Genomic DNA, 21,760 nt, shown 5'->3' on the forward strand with positions numbered 1-21,760 from the left:
TGGTGACGAATGGTGACATGGTCACCGCGTTTCCGACGCACACCGGACCCTGCCGAACCCTCTGCCGCCCCGGAGGCACCCGCCTGGACGTAGGTGCCGCCGCACACGGCGCCGAAGGGTCCCCGCGACTTCCAGCTGAAAGGGGATTTTGAGTCGTTTGTAACATCTGAGGATCCCGGCCCACTTCCCGGTGTCGAAGCAATCATCCGGGACGAAGGGGGGCCAGGCGGTGACGGACGAGTCACAGCGGTTCACCACGATGTATGACGAATGCCGACAACGGGTCTGGGCCTACGTGGTCAGCCAGGCGGGCAGGCAGATCGCCGACGAAGTGGTGAGCGAGACGTTCGCGATCGCCTGGCGGCGGTTCGACGACATGCCCGAGCCCGCCCTGCCATGGCTGCTGGGCGTGGCACGCAACGTGCTTCGCGACAACGTCCGCGCCGAGATCCGGCGCGAGTCGCTCGCCCGCGAGCTGCGCGCGTGGACCGAAGAGGATCACGCCGACCAGGTCGCAGAACGCCTCGCCGTCATGACCGCGCTCGCCTCGTTGAACCAGGACGAACGCGAACTGCTGATCCTGGTGGCCTGGCAGGGACTCACGCCGCGCGACGCGGCACGCGTCATCGGCTGTTCCGCCGCGACCTTCCGCGTACGGCTCCATCGGGCCCGCAAGCGGCTGGTCCACGCGATGAAGTCGGCATCGGCGATCCGCCCCCGGCCCCGGGTGCGCAATCTCAGTGAGGAGTGGTCTTGAACCCGATGGACCAGCTGCGGGCGGCCCGCCCGGCACATCTCGACACCCCGGCCGACGAGCACACCCGTGCCGCCGAGCTCTCCTACGCCATGTCACAGCCCAGGACGGGGCGCACCCGCAAGGCCGGTATCCCCAGGCCGGGGTGGGCGCTCGGCCTGGCGGGCGTGGCCGCCGCCACCGCCGCGGCCGTGACGATCGCCACGACCGGCGGCACCACACCGCCTCCGGGCTCCCCGATCGCCACGGACCGGCAGCCGACGACGCACTCGTCGGAGCCGGTGGCGCGGCTGTCGGCCAGGCAGCTCCTCCTCGTCGCGGCCGAGTCGTCGCTCAAGGCCCCCCAGGGCAGCGGGGCCTACTGGTACGTCGAGAAAGTGAGCGGCGACGCCCAGCAGGTGGGCACCAGGACGCGGTACACGGTGGACAGCCTGGGCCGCAGCCGGACGTGGATCGCCCGCTCGCCCGAGCGGGAAAGCTGGTGGGTGTCCCAGAACCTCGGCACCAAGCCCGCGTCCGGCTCGGAGGAGGCCTGGAAGCGGGACGGCTCGCCGTCCACGTGGACGGTGAGCGTGAACAAGAACGCCGACACCAAGGAACAGTTGATCATCGAGGCCAAGGGCGGCAAGCCCTTCGGCAACGCGATCAACGACGGCGACAAGGTCGCCGACCTGGCCGGCGAGAACGTCTCGATGGCCGAGCTCCAAGATCTGCCCACGACCGCGGCCGAGCTGAAGGCGTACCTGCTCAAGGGGTACCGGGGGCACGGCACCGAATCCACGGGCGACCCGCAGGACGCCGACTCCTGGCTCTTCCAGGTGACCGCGGGCCTGTTGAGCGACATGCCCGTCAAGCCCGCCGTCCGGGCCGCGGCCTATCAGGTGCTCGCCGGGCTGGACGGCGTGCGGTCGCTGGGTGAGGTGACCGACGCGCTGGACCGCAGGGGCGAGGGCATCGCCCGTACCGAGAAGTGGCCCACCGGCGAGTTCGAGCGCCAGCTCGTCGTCGACCCGCGGACCGGCATCCTGCTCACGGACCGGTTCGTCGCCGTCGCCCCGACCGGAACCTACGGCTGGGCGAAGCCGGGCACCGCCGTCCACTGGAACGCGATCGTCAAGGCCGAGTGGACCGACCGGGAGCCGGTCAAGCCGTAACCGCGAGGTGTCTCAGCCTCCGTTCAGGACGCGTTTCACCCATTCCAGCGACCCCGTGCGAAGCGCCTCGTCCGCGAGGCGCTTCGCCGACGCCGTCTTCAGGGCGGCGAGTGAGCTGTCGATCCACGGCTGGACGTTCTGGTGGCCCTGCTCGCGGTACTCGATCGCCTGGATCAGGCATTCGAGCTTGTCGGCGTCCCGGGCGCAGACCGCTTCGAGACTGGCCTTCTCCTCGTACTCGCCGACCGCGCCGCTCACCATCTCCGCCACCGGCCCGGGAACCCCGCGTACCTGGTCGGCGGTGACCTCCTCGTTCGGCGTCGCCTTCAGGTACAGCTTGCCGAGATAGGGGATGTCGGTGATGCGGGTCTCCTGCGTGTCGTGGAAGAGGCTCATGAACGCCGCACGCTCGGGGTTCCCGCCCTCCAACGCCGTGATCACACTCGCGATGATCGCCGTCCTGAAGGAGTGGTCGGCGATGCTCTCGGGGTCCCGTACCCCCGCGACCAGCCAGCCCGTGCGCCGGTAACGCTTGAGCAGCCCGATCTCGTACAGCAGGCCCGTCAGATTCGACAGTTCCTCCGCCATGGAAATCCCTTCTCCCCCTCGGTGGATCATGCGCGGCGCGTAGCCGACCATCCCGTTTCCGGCGTGGACCGCGGTCGCCTCCTCCAGCGTACGGATGGCCGCTTCCCTGAGCGTCGCCCGTGGTCCGCGTGTCCGGCGTCGGGCACGCGGACCACGGGCGACGCTCACATGAGAGGTCCCCCTCTCGTGCCGTCAGGTCGTCTCCGGGCGATCAGGAGACCGGTCCGCCTCCCGCGCGGGGGCGTCGGTCGAGTCCGACACGGCCTCCGCACCCGGCTCGGCCGCCCCCGCCGCGGGGACCGTACCGGCCGAGCCCGGGGCGGCGGGCGCGAGAGCGTCGACCACCTCCGGCAGGGCGGGCGCGGCGTCCCCGCGCGACTTCTCCAGCGCGCGGATGAGGGACTGCGCGTCGTAGGGGCCGACGTGCCGACGGCCGTTGACGAAGAGCGTCGGCACCGCCGTGATGCCCATCGCCTCGGCGTCCAGCATGTCGTCGCGGACCCTGCCGGTGACCTCCGGTGCCGTGAGGTCCCGCTCGAACCTCTCCATGTCGAGTCCGAGGTCGCGCGCGAGACGGATGATGTCGGACGGCCGCTGGTTCTCCTGGTCCGCGAACAGGCCGCGCTCGAACTCGAAGAACTTGCCCTGAAGCGCCGCGGCCTCGGCCGCCTCGGCGCCCGCGAGGGCGTTCGGGTGATACTGCGTGAGTGGCGCGTGGCGCCAGACGTATCGGAGTTCGTCGCCGAGGACCTCGTGCACCTCCAGGATGGAACCGGATGCCTTGAGGCAGAAGCCGCACTGGAAGTCGCCGTACTCGACGATGGTGTAGGGCGCGTCCACCGGTCCGAAGACGTGGTCCCGCCTCGGATCGACCGGGCGGGCGAGCGCCGCCTCGGAGTCGGGTCCCGGGCGCAGGGCGTCGGAGATACGGAAGATCACCGTCGCGATGAGGAGGGCGATGACGGATGCCGCGAGCACCCCGACGCGCGCCTCGTTCTGTGCCGCCGGGTCGTCGATCGCGAGGTCGACGATGAACAGCGAGATCGTGAAGCCGATGCCGCACAGCGCGGCCCCGCCCGCGACGCGGTCGAGCGTCAGCCCGGGTCCGAGCTCTCCGAGTCGCAGGACGCGAAGGATCGCGGTGGAGCCGAAGACGCCGACGAACTTGCCCGCCACGAGGCCGGCCACGATTCCCCAGGTCAGGGGCGATCCAAGCGCGGCGGCGAGGTTTTCCCGACTGATCTCGACGCCGACGTTCGCCAACGCGAACAGGGGCAGGATGACGTAGGCGACGTACGGGGCATACGCCGACTGGAGCCGTTCGTTGATCGAGATCGACTCCCGCAGGCTGTTCGCCGCCGCGCGGGCGTACGCGGTGTTCGGTGACTGACGGAACACCCGCGCGAGGTCGAGAGCGTGCTCGACGTCCCGTCGATCGGGCCGGTAGACCGGTACGAGAAGGGCGATGGCGACGCCTGCCAGGGTGGGGTGCACGCCCGAGGCGAGGAACGCCAGCCAGACGATGATCGCCAGCGTGCCGTACACCGGACCGCGCCCGCCGCGCAGGTACCGCGTGAAGTAGACGCCCGCGAGCCCGGCCGCCGCGACGATCAGCGGGAGGGGGTCGAGGTTCTCGGTGTACATGATCGCGATGATGCTGAGCGCGCCGATGTCGTCGACCACCGCGAGGGCGAGGAGGAAGACCCTCAGTCTGCCCGGTATCCGCGGGCCGATCAGAGCGAGGGCGCCCACCAGGAACGCGGTGTCGGTCGAGATCACGACGCCCCACGCGTACTCGTGTCCCGACCCCGCGGCGATCAGCACGAACAACAGCGCGGGAATCGCGAGCCCCGCGACGGCCGCGGCCACCGGCACGACCGCCCGGGACCAGCTGGTGAGCTCACCGATCGCGAACTCGCGGCGCACTTCGAGCCCGACGGTGAAGAAGAAGATCGCCATGAACGCGTCGTTCACGAGCGCGTGCAGGGTGAAGTCGAGATGAAGATCGCCGACACCGATGGTGAGGTGCGTGTCCCAGAAGGCGTCGTGTGAGCCGGGAGAGGCGTTCGCCCAGATGATCGCGGCGAAGGTCGCGAGCAGCAGGAGCAGCGCCCCGATCCGGTTCTGGCCCAGCGCACGAACGCGCTCGGCGATCGAACGCGAGGCGACCGAGTGCGCGTCGACCTGCTCAGGATTCGGTGATTGCCGAGTGGTCGTCGAGTTCGCCATACGTCAGGTCCTCGGAACCTCGTGGGGAAACAGCAGGAGCACAACATCCGCTGAAAAACCGTCAGTATATGGCGAAGGTCCGCAACCCCGTAGAGGGACGCGATGTCCCCTGAAAACCGTCAGCACGTGACGACGGCCCGCGACCACGTGGCGACGCGGTAACCGACCGGGGGGCACTCCGGGCCAATCATTGAACCATATGGTTCAATGTTCTATAGTGAACCGTATGGTTCAGCAAGAGGTCCTTGACCGCACGTTCGCGGCCCTCGCAGATGCCACGCGACGACAGATCCTCATCCGGCTCGGCGAGGGGCCCGCCACGATCGGCGAGCTGGCCGCACCGTTCGACATGTCGCTCACCGGCATGAAGAAGCACGTGCACGTCCTGGAGAGCGCCGGACTGGTCACCACGGAGAAGGTCGGGCGATCACGGCAGTGTCGCCTCGGCACCGAACGACTGGAGGACGCCATGTCCTGGATCAGGTTCTACCAGCGGCTCTGGGAACGTCGGCTCGACGGCCTCGACGCCTACTTCACCCTCACGAAGGAAGACGACCAATGACCCAGAACATCGAGACCGATCGGCTTCACCTGAGCCGTGTCCTGCCCGCGAAACCGGAGGAGGTCTTCGACGCCTACACCGACGCCGAGAAGCAGAAGATCTGGTTCAACATCCTCAACGAGGAACCCGGCATCGTCGAGATCGACGTCGACCTGCGCGTCGGAGGCCGGCAGACCGCGGTGTGGGGGCCTGACCGCGAAACCCTGTTCCGAGAGACGCAGACCTTCCTGGTCGTCGACCGCCCGCATCGCCTGGTCACCGAGTCCGTCGGCTCCAGCCCGGACGGCATGACCATGACCACCACGATCGAGATCACGTTCGAGGAGCACGAGGACGGAACGCTCTTCACCGTGACGCAGACCGGATTCCCGACGCCCGAGATGCGCGACTTCTTCGTGGGAGAGGTCCTGCCGGGAGCACTCGACCGGATCGAGACGTACCTGCGCGGCGTACGGACGCGGCCCTGAAGCGGCACTGAAGGAGAGCGCGAAGAGCCGCGATCCGGCTCGACCCGCGGGTCCACGCCTCACCGTAGGCCGGGCCGACCGGAGACCTCGATGTCCGGTCGGCCCGATCCTCGATCGGTGTCATCGCGCTGACGACGACCCGAAAGTCGTCGTCCTGAGCTCCCCGCACGATCGCGGTCACTCTCCGATCGGCCTCGCACCACCTGACGAGATCCCCGCGGTGCGTCGCCTGGCTCGGTCGGGGCCGCCGACGGCGCGGCGGCACTTCGGCGCCTCGCTCAGAGTCACCCAGGCGGAAGGACGTACGGGTTCACCGGCGCCGGTCACCGGTTACGCAGGTACCGCCAGCCCAGCACCCCGTACCAGATCATGATCGGCAGATGGAGGGCGTACCCGAGTTGTTCCAGCGCCACCGTCGGACCATCGGTCCCGGTCGTCCACGGAAGCGCGGCCGCGGCCAGACCTGAGATCGCGGCGATCGCACCGGCGATACGAAGCCAGGGCGGCATCGGGACACCGGCCGCCGCGGCGACGGTGGCGGCGACCCACAGCAGCCCGGCCAGGTTGACCGTCCACTTGGCGGTGAGCATCACCGCCCAGGCCACGGTGGTGACCGCCGGAGCGGTGGGGTGAGCGGCCAGCTGGGTGAGCGCCAGGTTCCCGGCGTCGTGAAGCAGGCCCGCCAGCCCGGCGGCGGCCAGCAGTCCGCCGGCCGGCGTCACCGGATACGGTCCGGACGCCCGGGCGGAGCGGGCGGACATCACGAGCCCGGCCGCGGTCAGTGCCAGCCAACCCAGTACGTCGAAGGCGAGTTCGGTCAGATGCAGCCCGAACCGCTCCCTCACCGCGGCCAGCACCGCATCGGGATCGGCTGAATTCAGGGTCAACCCTGATGGCACCACGATGGCCGCAGCGGCGATCATGGCCACCAACGAGGTCAACAGCAGGACACCGGTAAGCCGGGCTCCAGGGTTCGAATCGGTCATGGACGGTGACGGTAGGACCTTGCCGCAGGGACAGAGTCAACATGCCGGGGAGAGGAGCCGAGGTGTGGCGGATCGGTCAACTGGCGCACATGGTCGGCGTGTCCGAACGTACCCTGCGCCATTACGACAAGATCGGGCTGCTGACTCCCGCCGCAGTGGACCAGGCCACCGGCTATCGCCGGTACGGCGTGGCCGAGTTGTCACGGTTGGAACGCATCCGCGGCCTGCGGCGCCTCGGCCTGCCGCTGCGCCAGATCGCCGATCTGCTGGATGCCCCCGAGACGCAACTGCGACAGGCCCTGTTCGAGATCGTGGCGGGTATCAGGCGTGACATCGACGCTCTGGCCGTCACCGCGGCTCATGCCGAGGACCACCTCGCCACGCCGATGTCGATCCTGCCCCAGGAAACCACGCTGGGCTCTCGCCGCCTACGGGTACGTCGTTCGCGCCTCGACCATCCATCCGAGCTCGCCGCCATCTGCCCGGCACCGCCGGGGACCCTGCTGACCTGGCTGCGCGGGCAGCCGACCGGCGGGTTCACCGCGGCGGTGACCACCGATCGTGACGGCGAGCGGCTCACCCTGCCCGCTCGCACCGTCGTGCGAGCCGTCGTTCCGCCCTCCACGGACGTGGTCCGCGCCGGGCAGGAGCTGTTCGGCTGGTTGCACCGCCACCGCCTGGCCATCACCGGCCCTACCGTGGAAGAACACCTCGTCGACGCCGACGGCGCCCACGCCGTCGTCCTTGAAGTAGCCGTCGGCCCACCGGAGCCCGCAGAGGTTCACCGCCGATCCATCGCAGAAGAAGGAGCGTGCCTGGCCCGGTGCCGCCGCACCGCGTCCCGGTTGGCGCAGCGCGGCGAGCAGTAGCGTTGCCGGCCGCTCCGCGAGACGTCCGCGTAGACCAGCCCGCAGCCGTCGCGTGCGCAGCGCGCCAGCCGTGACATGCCGCGCCCCGTCAGATGCAGGGCGGTGCCCACCGCGACCAGTGCGCGCAGTACGCCGCCGAGCGACAGGCCCGTGTCGCGATAGTGCAGGTGCCAGCCGGTTCCGGCGTGGTCGGTGACGCGGGGATACGCCGCCGAGGTGGCCAGCAGGTCGTTGAGCAGCGCGACCCGTGCGCGCTCGTCGCGGGTGTCGACGATCTCGCACCACTGCTCCGACAGGTTGAGCGCGGCGGCCAGGTCCGCCTCCTCCGGGGGGCGGTCGATGACGAGGCCGGCGTCCGCGCACCGTTTCACCAGGTCGTCGAGGGACGCGGGCGGCACGTTGACCAGGTCCGCCATCAGCAGGACCGCGTCCGCTCCGTAAGGGTTGAGATGCACAATGCCATTACAGCACGCTGGACCCATGAACGACCACGACGAACATGACTGGCACACCCGCTCCCACCACCGCACCAGCGAAGGGCTGGTGCGCTACCAGTCCTGCCACTGCGGCACCTGGCGGGTGCTGTGCGAGGCCCCCGCCCCGCCCGCCGCGGCGGTGGTGGCGTGGAGCGCCTAGGGAGCGCGGTCCGGCCGGGCGCGCCGCCGACACGAATCGTGCGGCGCACCCAAGGGCGGCCAAGGGCGGTCAGGGGTGCTCAAGGGTTCAGGCACCGCTGTCGCCCTCACCGGTCGGCGAGGCCGCCCACGGAGGTACGACCCGCCAAGACGCGACTCCGACCGATCGGCCGCCTGCGGATGAACCACTCGGCCACGGTGAGGTTGATCACCCACCCCGCGGCCACGAGCAGTGCTCTGGGAAACTCGTCGGGCGTCCCGAAAATCAGGAACCACGGCAGGTGTGTCAACGCCTGCGTGCCCGCCCCCAGGCCGATCGCATAACCACGCATCATCCAGGCGCGGTGTCGGGCGATGTCCCGCCGCCGGATCGCGGCGACCCCGAGAACGATGGCCACGACCATGGCGGAGCCGAACACGAGCCGGATGCCGGCGAGAAGATCACCGTCACCGACGGGTCGGGGATAGAACAGGTTCATCCACAGACCGGAAAGCGCCGCGACGAGGCCGCAGAGCACCAGGACCCGCCCGGCGACGCGGTGCCAGCCCGGTCTACGGCCGCGGAAACGGGGGGCGAACTGGAAAGCTCCCAGAACGCTGTACACGCTGACGCTGAAAATGTGCAGCACCACGGGCAGAGGTGCCGCGAAGAACCGCGCGTTTCCCGGCGTGATCTCCGCGCCGACCGTCAACTCGGTCAGGCGGACGGCTCCGGCGATCATCGGAACGGCACTGAGCGCGATCAGCGCGGTGGGCAAGAGCCAACCCGGCCGCCGGGAGGCCGCGGCGACGTTGTGGCCACGAACAGCGAAGGTCTCCGCCGTGTTCCGGTCGTCCGTCGACCGGCTGCTTCGCGGTGACTGCGTGGACGGGGGGCGTCCCGTCGAGCTCTCATCGGTCATGGTCCGATCGTGACGACCGGCACCCCGGGCGCTCATCGGCAGGACGGTCCGATCTGAACCGGCCGATCATCCATCGGCAAGCCGTACTTTCGGCCCACGCCGAGCTCCCCGCGGCCCGGAAACCGCTCACTCCCATGTCGTTTTCCCGGCGCTCGCCGAACGACGGGCGAGATGACGGCGACCGGGCGTGGCCACCTCGGGCGCTCCGAGTCTGCCGGCCACCGCGATCGCGGAGGTGTACGCCGGTGAAGGCCGGCGTACACCTCCACACATTTTCCCGTCATTGAGCGGTCTTCAGCCTTCGCCGGGACGGATGAGCCCGCTCTCGTACGCGAAGGCGATGGCCTGTGAGCGGTCGCGCAGCCCGAGCTTGTCCAGCACCCTACCCAGATGCGTCTTCACGGTGGTCTCCCCGAGGTAGAGCCGAGCGGCGATCTCCGCGTTCGACAACCCCCGGCCGACGAGGACGAACACCTCGGCCTCCCGGCCGGTGAGCCGGTCCAACGCCGGGTGCCTGGGCTGCGGTGCCGGTGCCCGCGTGTACCTGCCGATCACCGACGGGACCACCGCCGGATCGAGCAGGCCACGCCCGGCGGCCACCTCACGCAACGCCTCCAGCAACTGCTCGGGGGGCGACACCTTGAGCAGGAAACCCGCGACCCCGGCGCGGAGCGCCCCGTCCACGATGGCCTCCTCGTCGAACGTGGTCAGCACCAGCACCTTGATCTCGGGATGCGCCCCGGCGATCGCGCGGGCGGCCGCGATGCCGTCGAGGCTCGGCATGCGGGCGTCCATGAGCACCACGTCGGGCCCGATCTCGGCAGCCAGCCGCACCGCCTCGTTGCCGTCGGCCGCCTCCCCGACGACCTCCATGTCCGGCTCGTCGGAGATCAGCATGCGCAGTCCGGCCCGCATGATCGCCTCGTCGTCGGCCAGCAGCACCCGGATCATCGTGTCTCCCCTGCGAGCGGGAAGCGCGCGTACACCTCGAAGCCGCCCTCGGCGCGCGGCCCGGCACGCAACTCCCCGCCGAACATGCCCACCCGTTCGCGCATCCCCACCAGGCCGTGCCCGCCGCCCGGCCCCGGCCTGGGCTCGGTGGTACCCCGCCCGTCGTCCACCACCCGGACGCTGACTCCGACCGGCTCGTACGTCACGGTCACCGTCGCGGTCGCCGCCTCCGCGTGGCGCAACACGTTCGTCAACGCCTCCTGGACGATCCGGTACGCGGACATGTCGACGCCCAGCGGCAACGAGATCGGCGTACCGGACACCGTGGACGTGGCCTGGAGTCCCGCCGAACCCACCTCCTTCACGAGGTCGTCGATCCTCCGCAGAGACGGAGGCGGAGCCAGCCGCTCCGCCTCGTCGGGACGCAGGAGGTCGACCACCTGGCGCAACTCGGTGACGGAACGCCGACCGAGCTCCTCCACCTGCGACAGCGCTTCATGCTCGACCGGCCGGTCGGCCAACCGACGCCGTACCACCCCGGCCTGCATGGTCATCACGCTGACCGTGTGCGCCACCGCGTCGTGCAGCTCGCGGGAGATGCGGGCGCGCTCCTCGGCCACCGCCGCCCGTGCCCGCGCCTCCCGCTCGGTAGCCAGCTCCGCGGCAAGCGCGGCCAGCTGGCGAGAGCGCGACTGCTCCCGCCGCAGCAACGTACCGAGACCCCAGGCGGCCCCCACCAACGCACCGAAGAAGACGAACTCCCAGATCCCCTCGCCACCCCAGACGAGCGCGACCGCCGGAACCGCGGCGGCACACACCGACGCGGCGAGGGAACGACGAGGTTCTGCCCGGTAGGCCGCGTGAACCACGAGCACGAGTTCGGCGATGAGCTGGGCCCCGCCCACGCCTTCCGCGCCGGTCAGCACCGCGTACGGGAACGACAACATCGCCACGGACATCGCGATGATCGGATAGCGCGCCGCGAGCGGAAAGCAGAGCGCCAGCACCAGGCTGAGCCCGACGACCGCGAGCCGGTCATCGGCGCCTCGCGGGTCGCCGTACACCTCGACCAACGCGAGGACGGCGAACAGCACACCCGCCGCAGCGCCCGCGAGCAGCCGTCTTTGGCGACTCCATGGTGTGCCCATGCCCGCTCCTCCCGTCGTCGGCACACCGACGGTAACGAAAGGGGTCGACCCGCGGATCAGACCCGAGAAGGACGGCAGAGGGTCGCGGGTCCTCCCCGGAGAGGACCCGGCGGCCGGTGGGGTGACTCGGAATCGCATCTTGGACGGCCCGCTAAGCCGATCCGGCCGACCGGTGCGCGCTCATAGCGTTACGGCAGCTCAAGAGACACCCGAAAGGACACACCCCATGGACGCCACGTCCGCCGCCTCCGCTCCGTTGCGCCGCCTCGCCGGCATCGCGCTCGTACTCGCCCCCGTCCTGATGTTCGGCGGCATGCTCACCTCGCCGCCGCAGGTGGACGACTCATCCGCAGGGTATCTGGCCTCGCTCGCCGCCGACCACGGGCTGTCGTTGCTGTCGGCGAACCTGCTCCACTACGCCTGGGTGCTCATCGCGCTCGGCGTACCGGCGACCCTCACGCTGCTCCGCGGCCGGAGAGGCCGGAACCTGACGGCGACCGGCGTGGCACTGTCCATGTTCGGCGCCATCCAGATGTCCGGCTTGCTGTTGTCCGACTGGTTCACCACCGTCATGCCGAACACGGTGCCGCTCGCCGACGCGGTGAAGGTGTTCGACACCGTCACAGCCGACCCGACCCTCGCCGTGTGGCGACTCACCGGAATCCTGTGCGGCGTCGTCATGCTCCCGCTGCTTCTGGCCGGGCTCGCCCGGGCGGGAGTGGTCGGTTGGTGGACGGTGCCGGTGATCCTGCTGCCGTTCGTGGCGGCCGCGGCGCTGCCCCCGGTCGTGGGCGCCATGGTGGCCTTGGCCTGCTACGCGCCGCTGGTGCTTGTGGGGGTGCGGCTCCTGCGCCGCTCAGCCGCCGACGTGGTCCGGGCGGAGGTCCTGGCCACGTCGGTCCCGGCCACTTGATCGGAACAAGGAAGCCGGCGCCGCTGCGGCGCCGGCTTCCTTGTGTGTGGCCTGAGGTTCCCCCAATGGTCCGGACACCGTCGGTGTGCCATCAGGTTCCAGCGTCCGGCATCGGCTCCCTGGATCGACGAAAGGGCGGCAGCGAACCGCGCAGACGTCACGGCTCATGCCCGGGAATCGAGCGCGAGCCGTGGAGGAAGAATCTGGAGAGCCACTCCTCGGCCGGGATCAGGCCCCGTCCGGCAGGGCGGCCCACTCGAACAGGTCACCCAGCTTGACGCCGATGCCGCCGGGCGTGCGTCCAGGTGGTCTGTGACATGCGGAGTCCTGCTCCTGCCCGCGATGGCCTGGTCGCCGACGCGACCGCGGGCAGGAGAGGACCGTCATGAGCCCGCAGACGCCGAGAGGCGCCGCCGCGGGCCCCGGAAACCGCGGCGACGCTCCATGATCAGCCGGTGTAGGCCGGTCTGACGACGACGGCCTCCCTCGGGACCGGCCTCGGCTCCTCGACCGTGGGCCGGCGCTCGGCCGGGGCCGGGGAGGGTGAGGCGGACGACTGCCTGGGATCGGCCGCGGCCGTACCGGAAAAGGCCGCGAGGCCCGCGGCCAGAGCCATCGCCGCGCTGAAGCCGATGAGCGTGGCTTTGATCTTCATATGGATTCCCCTGTTCATTCGAGTCGGGCCTCAGCCCTTGATGACGACCGGAGTACCGATCGCCAGGTTCTCCGCCATCCACCTGATGTCGTCGTCGCCGACCCGGACGCAGCCGTGGCTGGCCCGTGTGCCGATGGCGGACTGCTTGTTCGTCCCGTGGACCGCCAGCTGGCCCGGGCCTCCGGCGAAGCTCTTCAGCACGGGCGAGAAGCCGCTCAGCCCGAAGGCGTAGGCGCCGTAGGCCCCGCCGTCGTCGACGGGTTTCACCAGCTCGGTGAAGAAATAGCGACCCGGAGGCGTCGGCGTTCCCGCCTCACCCGTCGCGACCTTGCCCGTCCTGACGGCCCGGTCGCCGTCGTAGACCGTGAACCTGAACGCCCCGCGGTCGATCTCCACCCGGTGGGAGGTCTCCGCGAGCGTCACGTCGGTGGCCCTGATCCAGCCCTTGCTGCCGTTCGGCCGGACCGGCAGCAGCACCCGCAGCCACTCACCCTCGTCACGGTCCACCAGGAAGACCCGCGTCGCGCCGTAGTCGTTGGGGCTCGTGATCGTCCGCTGGACCATCCCCTCCTTGTTCCGGTAAATCGTGATCCGAGCCCCCTTGACGCTCGCGATCTTCGATCCGACGCCGCTCGCCGACTCCGACCGCGGGCCGCCTGTCGCCGGCTCCGACCGCGCGCCACCGCTCGGAGGCTCATGCCGTACGGCGCCGCGCGCGTCGGCCGCACAGCCGGTCAGCAGGAGGACGAGTGTCGCCGCGGCGGCCGTACCGAGCAGGTTGGTTCTCACCCGCCACAGCCTCGCGACAGAATGTGTGAAACCTGTTTGGTTGTCATGCAGATCCCATATGCACCCCTGGCATGCGCATAACCTCAGGTCATGTGCGCGTACGTACTGGTCGCCGAGGACGATCCCAAGCAGGCCGAACTGCTCAGGCGGTATCTGGAACGGGAGGGCCACGAGGTCCTCGTCGTGCACGACGGGCGTTCCGCGATCGACGAGGCCCGGCGGGCGGATCCCGGCCTCGTGGTGCTCGACGTGATGATGCCGAAGGTCGACGGGCTGGACGTCTGCCGGGTGCTACGTGCCGAGTCCGACCTGCCGATCCTGATGCTGACCGCCAGGTCCACCGAGGACGACCTGTTGCTGGGGCTCGACCTCGGCGCCGACGACTACGTGGCCAAGCCGTACAGCCCCCGTGAGCTGATGGCCCGCGTGCGAACGCTGCTGCGCCGTACCGGCAAGTCCCAGGACGCCGACCGGCGACTGTTCCAGGCGGGCGATCTGGTCGTGGACCCGATCAGGCACACCGTCACCGCGGCGGGCACGCCGGTGGAGTGTACGCTCGCGGAGTTCCGGATCATCGAGACGCTGGCCGCCGAGCCGGAACGGGTGTTCACCAGGAAGCAGTTGCTGGAGCGTGTCCACGGCTTTGACAGGTTCATCACCGAACGCACGGTCGACGTGCACGTGATGAACCTGCGCAGGAAGATCGAGCCTGATCCGCGCCGCCCGGTCCGGTTGCTGACCGTGTACGGCGTCGGCTACAAGCTGACCCACGCATGAGGTCGCTGTTCGTCAGGCTGCTCACGAGTTCGGCCGTCGTGGCGGTCTGCTCGATCAGCGCGACGGCGTGGCTGGCCGCGAGCAGCACCTCCGGCGCCATCCAGCGCGAACAGGGGCAGACGCTGGCCAGCGACGCCCAGATCAACAACAACCTGCTCGGCTACGCCTCCCACCATCCGGACTGGTCGGGCGTCGCCGTCACCGTACGTGATCTCGCCGCCCGGCACAGCCGTCGCATCGCGTTGACCACCGAGAAGGGCACCCTCATCGCGGACTCGGCGACCGCCGGGACCCCACTGCCCTCCAGGGTGTCGGCCGTCGTCGACCCGCTGGCCGTGGACGTGACCCTGGTGCCCGGGGCGGCCAGGGACCGGATCGATCCGCGCGCGGTGGGTCCTTTCCTGCTGCCCGCCTCCGAGCGCGCCCGGCTGGTCAAGGCCGTCGACAACTACGCCATCTGCGCCGGCCGTGTCAGACAGACCGTACAGATGACCGTCTCGAACACCGGCCGACCCGTCGTGACGACGACCGCTATGGAGGCCGGCCAGGAGCCACGCCCGGTGCCGCGCGAGTTCCCCGTGCTGAGGGACGTCTGCGACGCCACTCCCTTCAGCGCGCCGACGCGCACCGAGAAGACCGCGTTGAAACAGCTCAACCACCTGGTCGGCAGGTGCCTCAAAGGCAAGAGCAAGGAACGGGGCTCGGTCGGCCTCGACTTCGCCTGGGTTTCCAAGGAGAGGCGGCCTCCTGACGCGGAACCCGATCAGACGATCTCGTCCTGCATCGTCACCGCCCGCAAGGAGCAACTCGATCCCTACGTCGCCCCCGCGGCCTACCTGTACATCGGCTCCCTCGCCGAGGCCACCGGCCAGCGCTTCCCGCTGCCCTCGATCGCCGGCGCCGCCCTCCTCGTGCTCGTGCTGACCGTGGGCGTGAGCGTCATGGCGGCCCGGCGCCTGGTCATGCCCGTCAACGCGCTCACCCACGCCGCGCGACGGATGCGTGACGGGGACAGCTCCGCCCGCGTCACCGTCAGGACGACCGGCGAGATCAACGAGCTCGCCACGGCGTTCAACGAGATGTCGGAACACCTTCAGCGCATGGAGGAGCAGCGCAAGGCCATGGTCAGCGATGTCTCCCACGAGCTGCGGACCCCGCTGAGCAACCTCAGGGGGTGGCTGGAGGCGGCCCAGGACGGCGTCGCCGAGCTCGACCCGGCGCTGATCGCCTCGCTGGTCGAGGAGATCCTGCTGTTGCAGCACATCGTCGACGACCTTCAGGAGCTCGCCCTCGCCGACGCGGGCAAACTCCGTCTGCACGTCGAACCCGTTCACCTCGGCGACCTTCTCGACCAGGTGGCCACCGCTCACCGAAGCCGGGCAGAGGCCGCGGGGCTCACCCTGACCACCGCCGTCATCGGCGACCCCTCGCTGACCGCGGATCCGGTACGGCTCCGTCAGGCCGTCGGCAACCTGGTCGCCAACTCCCTGCGCTACACGCCACCCGGCGGGCACATCACGCTGTGCGCCCGCCAGGACGGCGACCGGGTCGTCATCGAGGTGACCGACACGGGGGTCGGGATCCGCGCCGAGTATCTCCCCCACGTCTTCGACAGGTTCTGGCGAGCCGAGAAGTCCCGCAACCGGCGGACCGGGGGCAGCGGACTCGGGCTCGCCATCGTGCGCAACCTGGCCGAGGCGCACGGCGGCACGGCCACGGCCACCAGCGTGCCAGGCGTCCGCACGACGTTCACCCTGCGTCTTCCTTCGTAGGAACATCGGCGGGTGTTGCCCAGGGCGTGACGGCACATGGGTCTTCCAGACGACCCACCAGGCGATGTGCGTCGACTGATCAAGGTTCGGCAGATCGGCGGTCGAACCATCACAGGTGCCAGCCGAGCAGGTTCCAGTGCCGGCAGAACCAGAGGAGGGCGAGCAGTCCCGCCAGCACGACCACCTGGTGGCCGCGGGCCAGGACGCCCGCGCGCCGCCAGGCCCTCACGGTGGCGGCGATCGCGGCGACGGTGAGTGCGAGGACCAGCAGCGGCAGCACCAGGAGGACCTGGACGTTGGTCGGCACGCCGTACAGAATGCTCGTGTCGCCGGCCAGAACCAGCGTGAACAGCACCACGAACACCAGTCCGATCGCGGCGGCGAGCCCGGCCAGGACACGCGCGGCGCGCCAGACCCGCGGAACGGGACGCTCCTTGGCCCGGCCGACCACAGCGGCCACCGGCAGGCCGAGCACGGCGGTCAGGGCGCTGACGGCGAACAGCAGGACGATGACGACATTGACCGGCGGGGTATCCCACCAGGGGACGCGTTGGTAGGCGGGGCCGTCCGTGGCCACGTACGCGACACCGCTCCCGCCGGTCACCGGCGCCAGCCGCCGCGTGCCACCGTCCTGCTGATACAGCCCGGGTCCCAGCGGGCTCCACGTCGAGCCTCTGAAGGTGAGCTTCCCGCCCTCCACCCGCAGCAGGGTGGAACCGGTCAGGGCGACCACCTTCTCGATGCTGGACTCGGCGGACCGGGTGGGCTTGTAGAAGCCTTCGACAGGCATGACGGAAGCACCGCCGTCGGGCACGGCACGCTTTCCGGGCAGGAAGCGGTCGAAGAAGGCAGGAATGATCTTGGTAGTGGCGTCGGCCCCGCCCGGACTGTTCATGGAGACGAACAGGCCGAGACCGACGTCGGGCACCAGCAGCAACGCGCTCTGGAAGCCTTCCCAGCCGCCGTCGTGCATGATCACGCGATGCCCGTTGAGCGTCTGCTCCTTGAATCCGTGGACGTACCCGTCGATGCGCGGATCCGCCGCGAACGTCCGCCGGTGCATGAGCCGGGCCGTCGGCTCGTCGAGGATGCGCCGGCCACCGAAGCGTCCGTCCAGCAGATGGGCGATCATGAAGTGGGCCATGTCGTTCGCGGTGGCACTGATCGAACCGTCGGGGGCGAGGTTGTCGAAGACGAATGGTTTGTGCCGATACGTCCCGCCTTCGTAGTCGTAGCTGCGCGCCAGATCCGCGGCCAAGGGGGCGGCGACGGGCTCGGCGGCCGTGCTGTGCCACATCGCGAGCGGGTCGAGGAGGTGGTCGCGCACATACTCGTCATACGGCTGCCCACTCACCCGCGACACGATGTATCCGGCCAGCGCCGCCCCATAGTTCGAGTACGCCGACACCTCGCCGGGCGGACGCACCCGCGCGGGCATGTTGTCGGCGAGATAGTCCGCCAAGGGCGGCACGTCGTCCTCGCTCCGCGACCCCACGCCGATCGTGCGGTCCTCGAACCCGGCCGTGTGGTCCATCAGGTCCTGCAGCGTGATCGGCCGGGAGTAGGTCGCGGGGATCCGGAACGCGGTGAGGTAGCGGTTCACGTCCGCCTTCAGGTCCAGCCTGCCCTGCTGAACCTGCTGCATCACCGCGGTCCAGGTGAACAGCTTGGTGATCGAGGCGATCCGGACCATTGAGGTGTCCGGGGCAAAGGGCCTGCGGTTCTCGATGTCGGCCAGCCCGTACCCCTTGCTGAAGAGCATCCTCCCGCCGCCCACCACCGAGACGACCGCGCCCGGCACGTGGTTGGCCACCAGCCCGTCCGCCATCGCGGCGTCGAAGAAGTCTGCCAGGGCATGCTCGTCCGGAATATCGGTGGCCGCCGCGGCGGGACGCGGCACGAGGATCATCAGCGCCGCGCACACCGCGACGAGCATCGAACGGAGGACATGCACGGGACGACTCCTGACCTTGTCGGGGCCATCCACGATGCGGCCGGCGAGGGTGCGGCCGCATCGCCATCGCGGCCACAGGCGTCTCCGACGAAAGTCGGAGACCGCCCGGTGTCCGGCATCGACCCCGGTATGAGGTGGCGCGCCGCCGCCCTGGTTACGCTGGATCGGTGCTGTCGTACCGCGCGGCGCTGCGGCGGGTGGCCGTGCTCGGGCCGCACGCGATCGGCGCGGCCTCCGTGGCGCTCTGCCTGTTCCTCACCGTCCTGGCAGTCAAGACGCCGTGGGCGCCGCTGCCGCGACCCGTCATCGCCGCCGCCGGGCTGGCGGGCACGGGTGCGGTGTGGTTCCGGGGCCGGTGGCCGGTCGCGATGGCCGTCGTCGGGGCGGGCGCGTACGTGCTGTCGGGCAATCCGGGGCCGCTGCTGATCAGCCTGTTCTTCGGCGCGGGCACGCGTTTTCCTGCGCTGGCGGCGATCGGCGTGGCGGGGTTCCTGGCCCAGCAGTGGGTGGACGGCGGCCGGTTGGGCACGGACGCGCTGATCTCGGCGGTGACCGCCACCGGGGTCACGCTGGCGGCAGGAGCGTACGCCACCACCCGCCGCGAACTGACCCGATCGCTGCGCGAACGCGCCGAACGCGCCGAGACCGAGCAGCGTCTGCGCAACGAGCAGGCGAGGTCCGCTGAGCGCGGCCGGATCGCCCGGGAGATGCACGACGTGCTCGCGCACAAGATAACGCTCATCTCGCTGCACGCCGGCGGCCTGGAGGTGAACGCGAGCGCGGGACCGGAGCGCGTCGAGCGGGAGGCGACCCTGATCAGGGTCAGCGCGCAGGAGGCGCTCGAAGAGCTGCGCAAGATCCTTGGCGTGCTGCGCGCCGGGCCCGACGATGACGACGACGGCTTCCCCGACCTGCGGCGACTGGTGGAATCCTGGGTACCGGCCGGCGGGACCGTCACCCTGCACGGCGATATCGGCACGTGGCCACCGGAAACGGCCAGGGCCGCGTATCGCCTCGCCCAGGAGGGCCTGACCAATGCGCACAAGCACGCCCACGGGGCCCCGGTCACGGTCACGGCGACCGGGAGCAAGGAAGACGGCGTCACGATCGCGGTCGCCAACGGACGATCGCCCCAGCCGAGTCTGGAGACCGGCGCCGGGGTCGGCCTGGTGGGCCTGGCGGAGCGTTTCCGGCTGATCGGCGGAACGGTGCGCGGCGGGCCGGACGATGCGGGAGGCTGGCGTCTTGAGGGCCGGCTGCCGTGGCACGCCGCGGACGCATCCCCAGGGGAATCACATGATCAGGACACTGCTGGTTGACGACGAGTCGCTGATCCGCGCGGGGCTGCGGTTCATCATCGAGTCCGCACCCGACGTGGAGGTCGTGGGCGAGGCCGAGGACGGCAACCAGGCCGTCGACGCGGTCCGCCGCCTGGGGCCGGACGTCGTGCTGATGGACATCAGGATGCCCAGGTACGACGGCCTGGCCGCCACCGGAGCCATCCGCCGGCTCGCCCGGGCACCCGCGGTGATCATCCTCACCACGTTCGACAGCGACGAGCACGTCTTCACCGCCCTGGAGGCGGGAGCCTGCGGGTTCCTGCTCAAGGACACCTCGCCGCACGACCTGATCCGGGCGATCCGCCTCGCGCACGGCGGCGACTCGATGCTGTCGCCGCGGGTCACTCGGCGGCTGATCCACCGGCTCACCACCGACCAGCCCATTCGGCGCCGCCGTGACGCGCTCGCCCGGTTGGAGGCCTTGACCGGTCGCGAGCGCGAGGTGCTCACCGAGGTCGGGCTCGGCCACTCCAACACCGAGATCGCAGCCCGCCTGAACATGAGCGAGGCCACGGTCAAGAGCCACATCTCCCACCTGTTCGACAAGCTCGCCGTCACGAACCGCGTACAGGTGGCCATCGCCGCCTACCGCGCTGGCCTGGTCGACTGACTCGGCCCGGCCCAGCCATGATCTCGCGGCCGGGACCGTAGGGACAACGGCTCTGTCGCGTGATCGTTGACAGCGGTGGGTGATCACCTCGTCGGAACCGCGGTGCCCACAGTTCGTCCGCGGCGGCCACGATCCGTCGTGACCCGGCTCTTCACCCGGCGACGGCCATCAGGCCATGACCGACTCCCCACCCGGATAGGTGAAGGACGACCGAGGCGAGTAGAAACCCCACACGATCTGCAGCGGCTCGGCGGGGCGCAGAGCGTAGACGGAGTGGCTCGGCTCCAGAAACTCCAGTGACACGATCTCGAACGGGTCGACCGGTTCCGCCACAAACGGATAGATCCCGCTGAGCCGCTGCCCGTCGGCATCTGTGATGTAGCGCAACTGGCCACGGTTGACCGCCGTACCGGTGTCGCCGACCCGTGCGGTCGTACGGATCACCGGCACACCGTCCGACTCGGTCGTCGCGACCAGCTCTCCGCCCTCGACCTCGATCGTGGTACGGCCGACGGTGGCGGGCACGCCTCGGGCGGCCGCGTACTCGCGTACCACCGCGCTGGAGTTGAAGTAGTGCGTCCACCAGCGGCCGGGGGTCACCCCGTCGGGAGCGTAGGCGTCCTCCAGGTCCGGCCCGATGTAGGTGAGCGAGTACGCGCCGAAACCCGAGGTCTGCTCAGGCCGGTCGACGACGTACTGGTTCATGAAGACCTGACGGTTGGCCATGGGCTTCAGCCCATCGGGCACCAGGGCCGCGACGGCTTCGGGATCGGCCGGCACCCAGCCGAAGTAGATCATCCGGCTGTTGACGACGAGCTGGGGAGCCACGATTTCGGACACGACTTCTCCCTGACCAACGACGGCATATAGCCGGAACATACGTCACATACCCACAGAGAACAATGATGGATACATGCTCCCCCCGACTTCTCGAAAACCGAATATATTCGCAATCCAGATATTATCTACTCAAAACGGTTATTTGCCTTAAAAGGGAATTCGGCCGACTTTGGACGTCTGTGCCTTTCGGATGACGGGGTGAGGCGCAGACGACCCGGACAGCGCGAGTCGCGTCATCGATGCCGTAGCCGGACGCGTCCGCCGCCGGTGACCTCGAACCCCTCTAAAACCGACGATCACCGTTGACAACCGGGGCTCCGACGCACCACGGCGGCCCGATGAGGGCAACCGTCCCGACGTTCGACGTACAACTCCGAGCGGCTCTCCTCTTGCCCTCTTTCGAGCACCTAACCCGGCAACTGTTCGAAGCCATGGGGATGAAGAGTTGGGTCACCCAGCCTTCCAAGGATGATGGCGTAGACGCCGTGGCGGTTAACGAGGACCCGGTGTTCGGTGGCATATGCATCATCCAAGCCAAGCGGTACAGCAAGGCCGTCGGCATCGAATCCGTACGCGCGCTCGCCGACGTGATGGAGGACAAGCACGCCACCAAAGGCATCCTGGTCACCACCTCATGGGTCGGCGACGACAGTCGAGCCTTCGCCGTCCGCCACGGTCGCATACAACTCATCGAGTGTGAAGAGCTCGTCTACTTGTGCGAGGAGCACCTCGGCCTCGATGTCCTCATCAGCCTCCCCAAGCCGCCTCCTCGCCGTCGTCGCTGAGTGAAACGGCTCACGCCCGATCGAGTGCGAGCCGTACAACGAAGCGCTGTAGAGCTACTTCTCGGTCGGAACGCGGGCCG

General features: G+C 69.6%; 23 protein-coding genes. 12 read left to right on the forward strand and 11 right to left on the reverse strand.

The annotated features are described in order from the left end of the window. Positions 1–229 precede the first annotated feature (229 nt). Both ACFY3D_RS04555 and ACFY3D_RS04560 read left to right on the forward strand, forming a co-directional pair. Positions 230–757 carry an RNA polymerase sigma factor gene (locus ACFY3D_RS04555; protein WP_389974865.1) on the forward strand — a complete coding sequence of 176 codons (528 nt, stop codon included), beginning with the start codon at positions 230–232 and terminating at the stop codon, positions 755–757. A gap of 5 nt (positions 758–762) precedes the next feature. Then, the gene (locus ACFY3D_RS04560; protein ID WP_389975631.1) at positions 763–1,908 is read left to right on the forward strand and encodes a CU044_5270 family protein; all 1,146 of its coding nucleotides are present in this window, start codon (positions 763–765) and stop codon (positions 1,906–1,908) included. A 12-nt stretch (positions 1,909–1,920) separates the two neighbouring features. Here the strand turns inward: ACFY3D_RS04560 and ACFY3D_RS04565 are convergent, their stop codons facing one another. Beyond that, the gene (locus tag ACFY3D_RS04565; RefSeq protein WP_389974868.1) at positions 1,921–2,496 is read right to left on the reverse strand and encodes an HD family hydrolase; all 576 of its coding nucleotides are present in this window, start codon (positions 2,494–2,496) and stop codon (positions 1,921–1,923) included. A gap of 192 nt (positions 2,497–2,688) precedes the next feature. Then, a complete protein-coding gene (gene nhaA, locus ACFY3D_RS04570; protein ID WP_389974871.1) occupies positions 2,689–4,725 on the reverse strand; it encodes a Na+/H+ antiporter NhaA in 2,037 nt (678 codons plus the stop codon). A 226-nt stretch (positions 4,726–4,951) separates the two neighbouring features. On the opposite strand from nhaA, the gene ACFY3D_RS04575 reads away from it, so the two are divergent. Further along, positions 4,952–5,287, forward strand: coding sequence for an ArsR/SmtB family transcription factor (locus ACFY3D_RS04575; protein WP_389974873.1), 336 nt, complete (start codon positions 4,952–4,954; stop codon positions 5,285–5,287). Beyond that, positions 5,284–5,754, forward strand: coding sequence for an SRPBCC domain-containing protein (locus ACFY3D_RS04580; protein ID WP_350942675.1), 471 nt, complete (start codon positions 5,284–5,286; stop codon positions 5,752–5,754). The genes ACFY3D_RS04575 and ACFY3D_RS04580 overlap by 4 nt, the downstream gene beginning before the upstream one ends. Before the next feature lie 323 nt (positions 5,755–6,077). Here the strand turns inward: ACFY3D_RS04580 and ACFY3D_RS04585 are convergent, their stop codons facing one another. Beyond that, positions 6,078–6,740 carry a hypothetical protein gene (locus tag ACFY3D_RS04585; RefSeq protein WP_389974875.1) on the reverse strand — a complete coding sequence of 221 codons (663 nt, stop codon included), beginning with the start codon at positions 6,738–6,740 and terminating at the stop codon, positions 6,078–6,080. A gap of 41 nt (positions 6,741–6,781) precedes the next feature. On the opposite strand from ACFY3D_RS04585, the gene ACFY3D_RS04590 reads away from it, so the two are divergent. Beyond that, complete coding sequence (locus ACFY3D_RS04590) at positions 6,782–7,609, forward strand: helix-turn-helix domain-containing protein (RefSeq protein WP_389974878.1); 828 nt, start codon at positions 6,782–6,784, stop codon at positions 7,607–7,609. Here ACFY3D_RS04590 and ACFY3D_RS04595 read toward each other — a convergent pair. Then, entirely contained in the window at positions 7,522–8,064 is a 543-nt protein-coding gene (locus tag ACFY3D_RS04595) for a CGNR zinc finger domain-containing protein (protein WP_389974881.1), read from the reverse strand. The two genes, ACFY3D_RS04590 and ACFY3D_RS04595, sit on opposite strands and share 88 nt — an antisense overlap. Positions 8,065–8,089: 25 nt before the next feature. Between ACFY3D_RS04595 and ACFY3D_RS04600 the strand changes: the two genes are divergently transcribed. Next, positions 8,090–8,245, forward strand: a complete 156-nt coding sequence (locus ACFY3D_RS04600) for a hypothetical protein (RefSeq protein ID WP_389974884.1) — start codon at positions 8,090–8,092, stop codon at positions 8,243–8,245. Between the two features lie 106 nt (positions 8,246–8,351). Here ACFY3D_RS04600 and ACFY3D_RS04605 read toward each other — a convergent pair whose 3' ends face one another. The 3 genes from ACFY3D_RS04605 to ACFY3D_RS04615 form a co-directional block, all read right to left on the reverse strand. Next, a complete protein-coding gene (locus tag ACFY3D_RS04605) occupies positions 8,352–9,146 on the reverse strand; it encodes a DUF2306 domain-containing protein (protein ID WP_389974887.1) in 795 nt (264 codons plus the stop codon). 294 nt (positions 9,147–9,440) lie between these two features. Beyond that, positions 9,441–10,097 carry a response regulator gene (locus ACFY3D_RS04610; protein ID WP_389974890.1) on the reverse strand — a complete coding sequence of 219 codons (657 nt, stop codon included), beginning with the start codon at positions 10,095–10,097 and terminating at the stop codon, positions 9,441–9,443. Then, a complete protein-coding gene (locus ACFY3D_RS04615; protein WP_389974893.1) occupies positions 10,094–11,245 on the reverse strand; it encodes a sensor histidine kinase in 1,152 nt (383 codons plus the stop codon). Before ACFY3D_RS04615 ends, ACFY3D_RS04610 begins: the two co-directional genes overlap by 4 nt. Before the next feature lie 226 nt (positions 11,246–11,471). Here ACFY3D_RS04615 and ACFY3D_RS04620 point away from each other — a divergent pair, with 226 nt between their 5' ends. Continuing rightward, the gene (locus tag ACFY3D_RS04620) at positions 11,472–12,158 is read left to right on the forward strand and encodes a hypothetical protein (RefSeq protein ID WP_389974896.1); all 687 of its coding nucleotides are present in this window, start codon (positions 11,472–11,474) and stop codon (positions 12,156–12,158) included. Positions 12,159–12,606: 448 nt separating this feature from the next. On the opposite strand, the gene ACFY3D_RS04625 is transcribed toward ACFY3D_RS04620, so the two are convergent. Continuing rightward, on the reverse strand, positions 12,607–12,813 hold the full coding sequence (locus ACFY3D_RS04625) for a hypothetical protein (RefSeq protein WP_389974899.1): 207 nt from the start codon (positions 12,811–12,813) through the stop codon (positions 12,607–12,609). A gap of 30 nt (positions 12,814–12,843) precedes the next feature. Then, entirely contained in the window at positions 12,844–13,602 is a 759-nt protein-coding gene (locus ACFY3D_RS04630; RefSeq protein WP_389974902.1) for a L,D-transpeptidase, read from the reverse strand. Positions 13,603–13,692: 90 nt separating this feature from the next. Here ACFY3D_RS04630 and ACFY3D_RS04635 point away from each other — a divergent pair, with 90 nt between their 5' ends. Together ACFY3D_RS04635 and ACFY3D_RS04640 are read left to right on the forward strand one after the other, a co-directional pair. Further along, entirely contained in the window at positions 13,693–14,379 is a 687-nt protein-coding gene (locus ACFY3D_RS04635; protein ID WP_362896805.1) for a response regulator transcription factor, read from the forward strand. Then, entirely contained in the window at positions 14,376–16,151 is a 1,776-nt protein-coding gene (locus ACFY3D_RS04640; RefSeq protein ID WP_389974905.1) for a sensor histidine kinase, read from the forward strand. Before ACFY3D_RS04635 ends, ACFY3D_RS04640 begins: the two co-directional genes overlap by 4 nt. A 109-nt stretch (positions 16,152–16,260) precedes the next feature. Here the strand turns inward: ACFY3D_RS04640 and ACFY3D_RS04645 are convergent, their stop codons facing one another. After that, the gene (locus ACFY3D_RS04645) at positions 16,261–18,105 is read right to left on the reverse strand and encodes a serine hydrolase domain-containing protein (protein ID WP_389974908.1); all 1,845 of its coding nucleotides are present in this window, start codon (positions 18,103–18,105) and stop codon (positions 16,261–16,263) included. Positions 18,106–18,272: 167 nt separating this feature from the next. Here ACFY3D_RS04645 and ACFY3D_RS04650 point away from each other — a divergent pair, with 167 nt between their 5' ends. Both ACFY3D_RS04650 and ACFY3D_RS04655 read left to right on the forward strand, forming a co-directional pair. Continuing rightward, a complete protein-coding gene (locus ACFY3D_RS04650; RefSeq protein WP_389974911.1) occupies positions 18,273–19,424 on the forward strand; it encodes a sensor histidine kinase in 1,152 nt (383 codons plus the stop codon). Next, complete coding sequence (locus ACFY3D_RS04655) at positions 19,402–20,055, forward strand: response regulator (RefSeq protein WP_389974914.1); 654 nt, start codon at positions 19,402–19,404, stop codon at positions 20,053–20,055. The genes ACFY3D_RS04650 and ACFY3D_RS04655 overlap by 23 nt, the downstream gene beginning before the upstream one ends. 168 nt (positions 20,056–20,223) lie before the next feature. Here ACFY3D_RS04655 and ACFY3D_RS04660 read toward each other — a convergent pair whose 3' ends face one another. Next, positions 20,224–20,895: a hypothetical protein gene (locus tag ACFY3D_RS04660; protein WP_389974917.1), complete on the reverse strand. Its 672-nt coding sequence runs from the start codon at positions 20,893–20,895 to the stop codon at positions 20,224–20,226. Between the two features lie 338 nt (positions 20,896–21,233). On the opposite strand from ACFY3D_RS04660, the gene ACFY3D_RS04665 reads away from it, so the two are divergent. Further along, on the forward strand, positions 21,234–21,680 hold the full coding sequence (locus ACFY3D_RS04665; RefSeq protein WP_389974920.1) for a restriction endonuclease: 447 nt from the start codon (positions 21,234–21,236) through the stop codon (positions 21,678–21,680). The last annotated feature ends 80 nt before the right edge of the window (positions 21,681–21,760 follow it).

Source organism: Streptosporangium sp. NPDC000509 (genome assembly GCF_042898365.1).
Taxonomy (GTDB): Bacteria; Actinomycetota; Actinomycetes; order Streptosporangiales; family Streptosporangiaceae; genus Streptosporangium.

Excerpts from the sequence above, each read along its gene's own strand:
- ACFY3D_RS04560 (WP_389975631.1), top strand. The coding sequence starts at position 763 with ATGGACCAGCTGCGGGCGGCCCGCCCGGCACATCTCGACACCCCGGCC.
- ACFY3D_RS04565 (WP_389974868.1), bottom strand. The coding sequence starts at position 2,496 with ATGGCGGAGGAACTGTCGAATCTGACGGGCCTGCTGTACGAGATCGGG.
- nhaA (WP_389974871.1), bottom strand. The coding sequence starts at position 4,725 with ATGGCGAACTCGACGACCACTCGGCAATCACCGAATCCTGAGCAGGTC.
- ACFY3D_RS04575 (WP_389974873.1), top strand. The coding sequence starts at position 4,952 with ATGGTTCAGCAAGAGGTCCTTGACCGCACGTTCGCGGCCCTCGCAGAT.
- ACFY3D_RS04580 (WP_350942675.1), top strand. The coding sequence starts at position 5,284 with ATGACCCAGAACATCGAGACCGATCGGCTTCACCTGAGCCGTGTCCTG.
- ACFY3D_RS04585 (WP_389974875.1), bottom strand. The coding sequence starts at position 6,740 with ATGACCGATTCGAACCCTGGAGCCCGGCTTACCGGTGTCCTGCTGTTG.
- ACFY3D_RS04590 (WP_389974878.1), top strand. The coding sequence starts at position 6,782 with ATGCCGGGGAGAGGAGCCGAGGTGTGGCGGATCGGTCAACTGGCGCAC.
- ACFY3D_RS04600 (WP_389974884.1), top strand. The coding sequence starts at position 8,090 with ATGAACGACCACGACGAACATGACTGGCACACCCGCTCCCACCACCGC.
- ACFY3D_RS04605 (WP_389974887.1), bottom strand. The coding sequence starts at position 9,146 with ATGACCGATGAGAGCTCGACGGGACGCCCCCCGTCCACGCAGTCACCG.
- ACFY3D_RS04610 (WP_389974890.1), bottom strand. The coding sequence starts at position 10,097 with ATGATCCGGGTGCTGCTGGCCGACGACGAGGCGATCATGCGGGCCGGA.
- ACFY3D_RS04615 (WP_389974893.1), bottom strand. The coding sequence starts at position 11,245 with ATGGGCACACCATGGAGTCGCCAAAGACGGCTGCTCGCGGGCGCTGCG.
- ACFY3D_RS04620 (WP_389974896.1), top strand. The coding sequence starts at position 11,472 with ATGGACGCCACGTCCGCCGCCTCCGCTCCGTTGCGCCGCCTCGCCGGC.
- ACFY3D_RS04625 (WP_389974899.1), bottom strand. The coding sequence starts at position 12,813 with ATGAAGATCAAAGCCACGCTCATCGGCTTCAGCGCGGCGATGGCTCTG.
- ACFY3D_RS04635 (WP_362896805.1), top strand. The coding sequence starts at position 13,693 with ATGTGCGCGTACGTACTGGTCGCCGAGGACGATCCCAAGCAGGCCGAA.
- ACFY3D_RS04640 (WP_389974905.1), top strand. The coding sequence starts at position 14,376 with ATGAGGTCGCTGTTCGTCAGGCTGCTCACGAGTTCGGCCGTCGTGGCG.
- ACFY3D_RS04655 (WP_389974914.1), top strand. The coding sequence starts at position 19,402 with ATGATCAGGACACTGCTGGTTGACGACGAGTCGCTGATCCGCGCGGGG.
- ACFY3D_RS04665 (WP_389974920.1), top strand. The coding sequence starts at position 21,234 with ATGAGGGCAACCGTCCCGACGTTCGACGTACAACTCCGAGCGGCTCTC.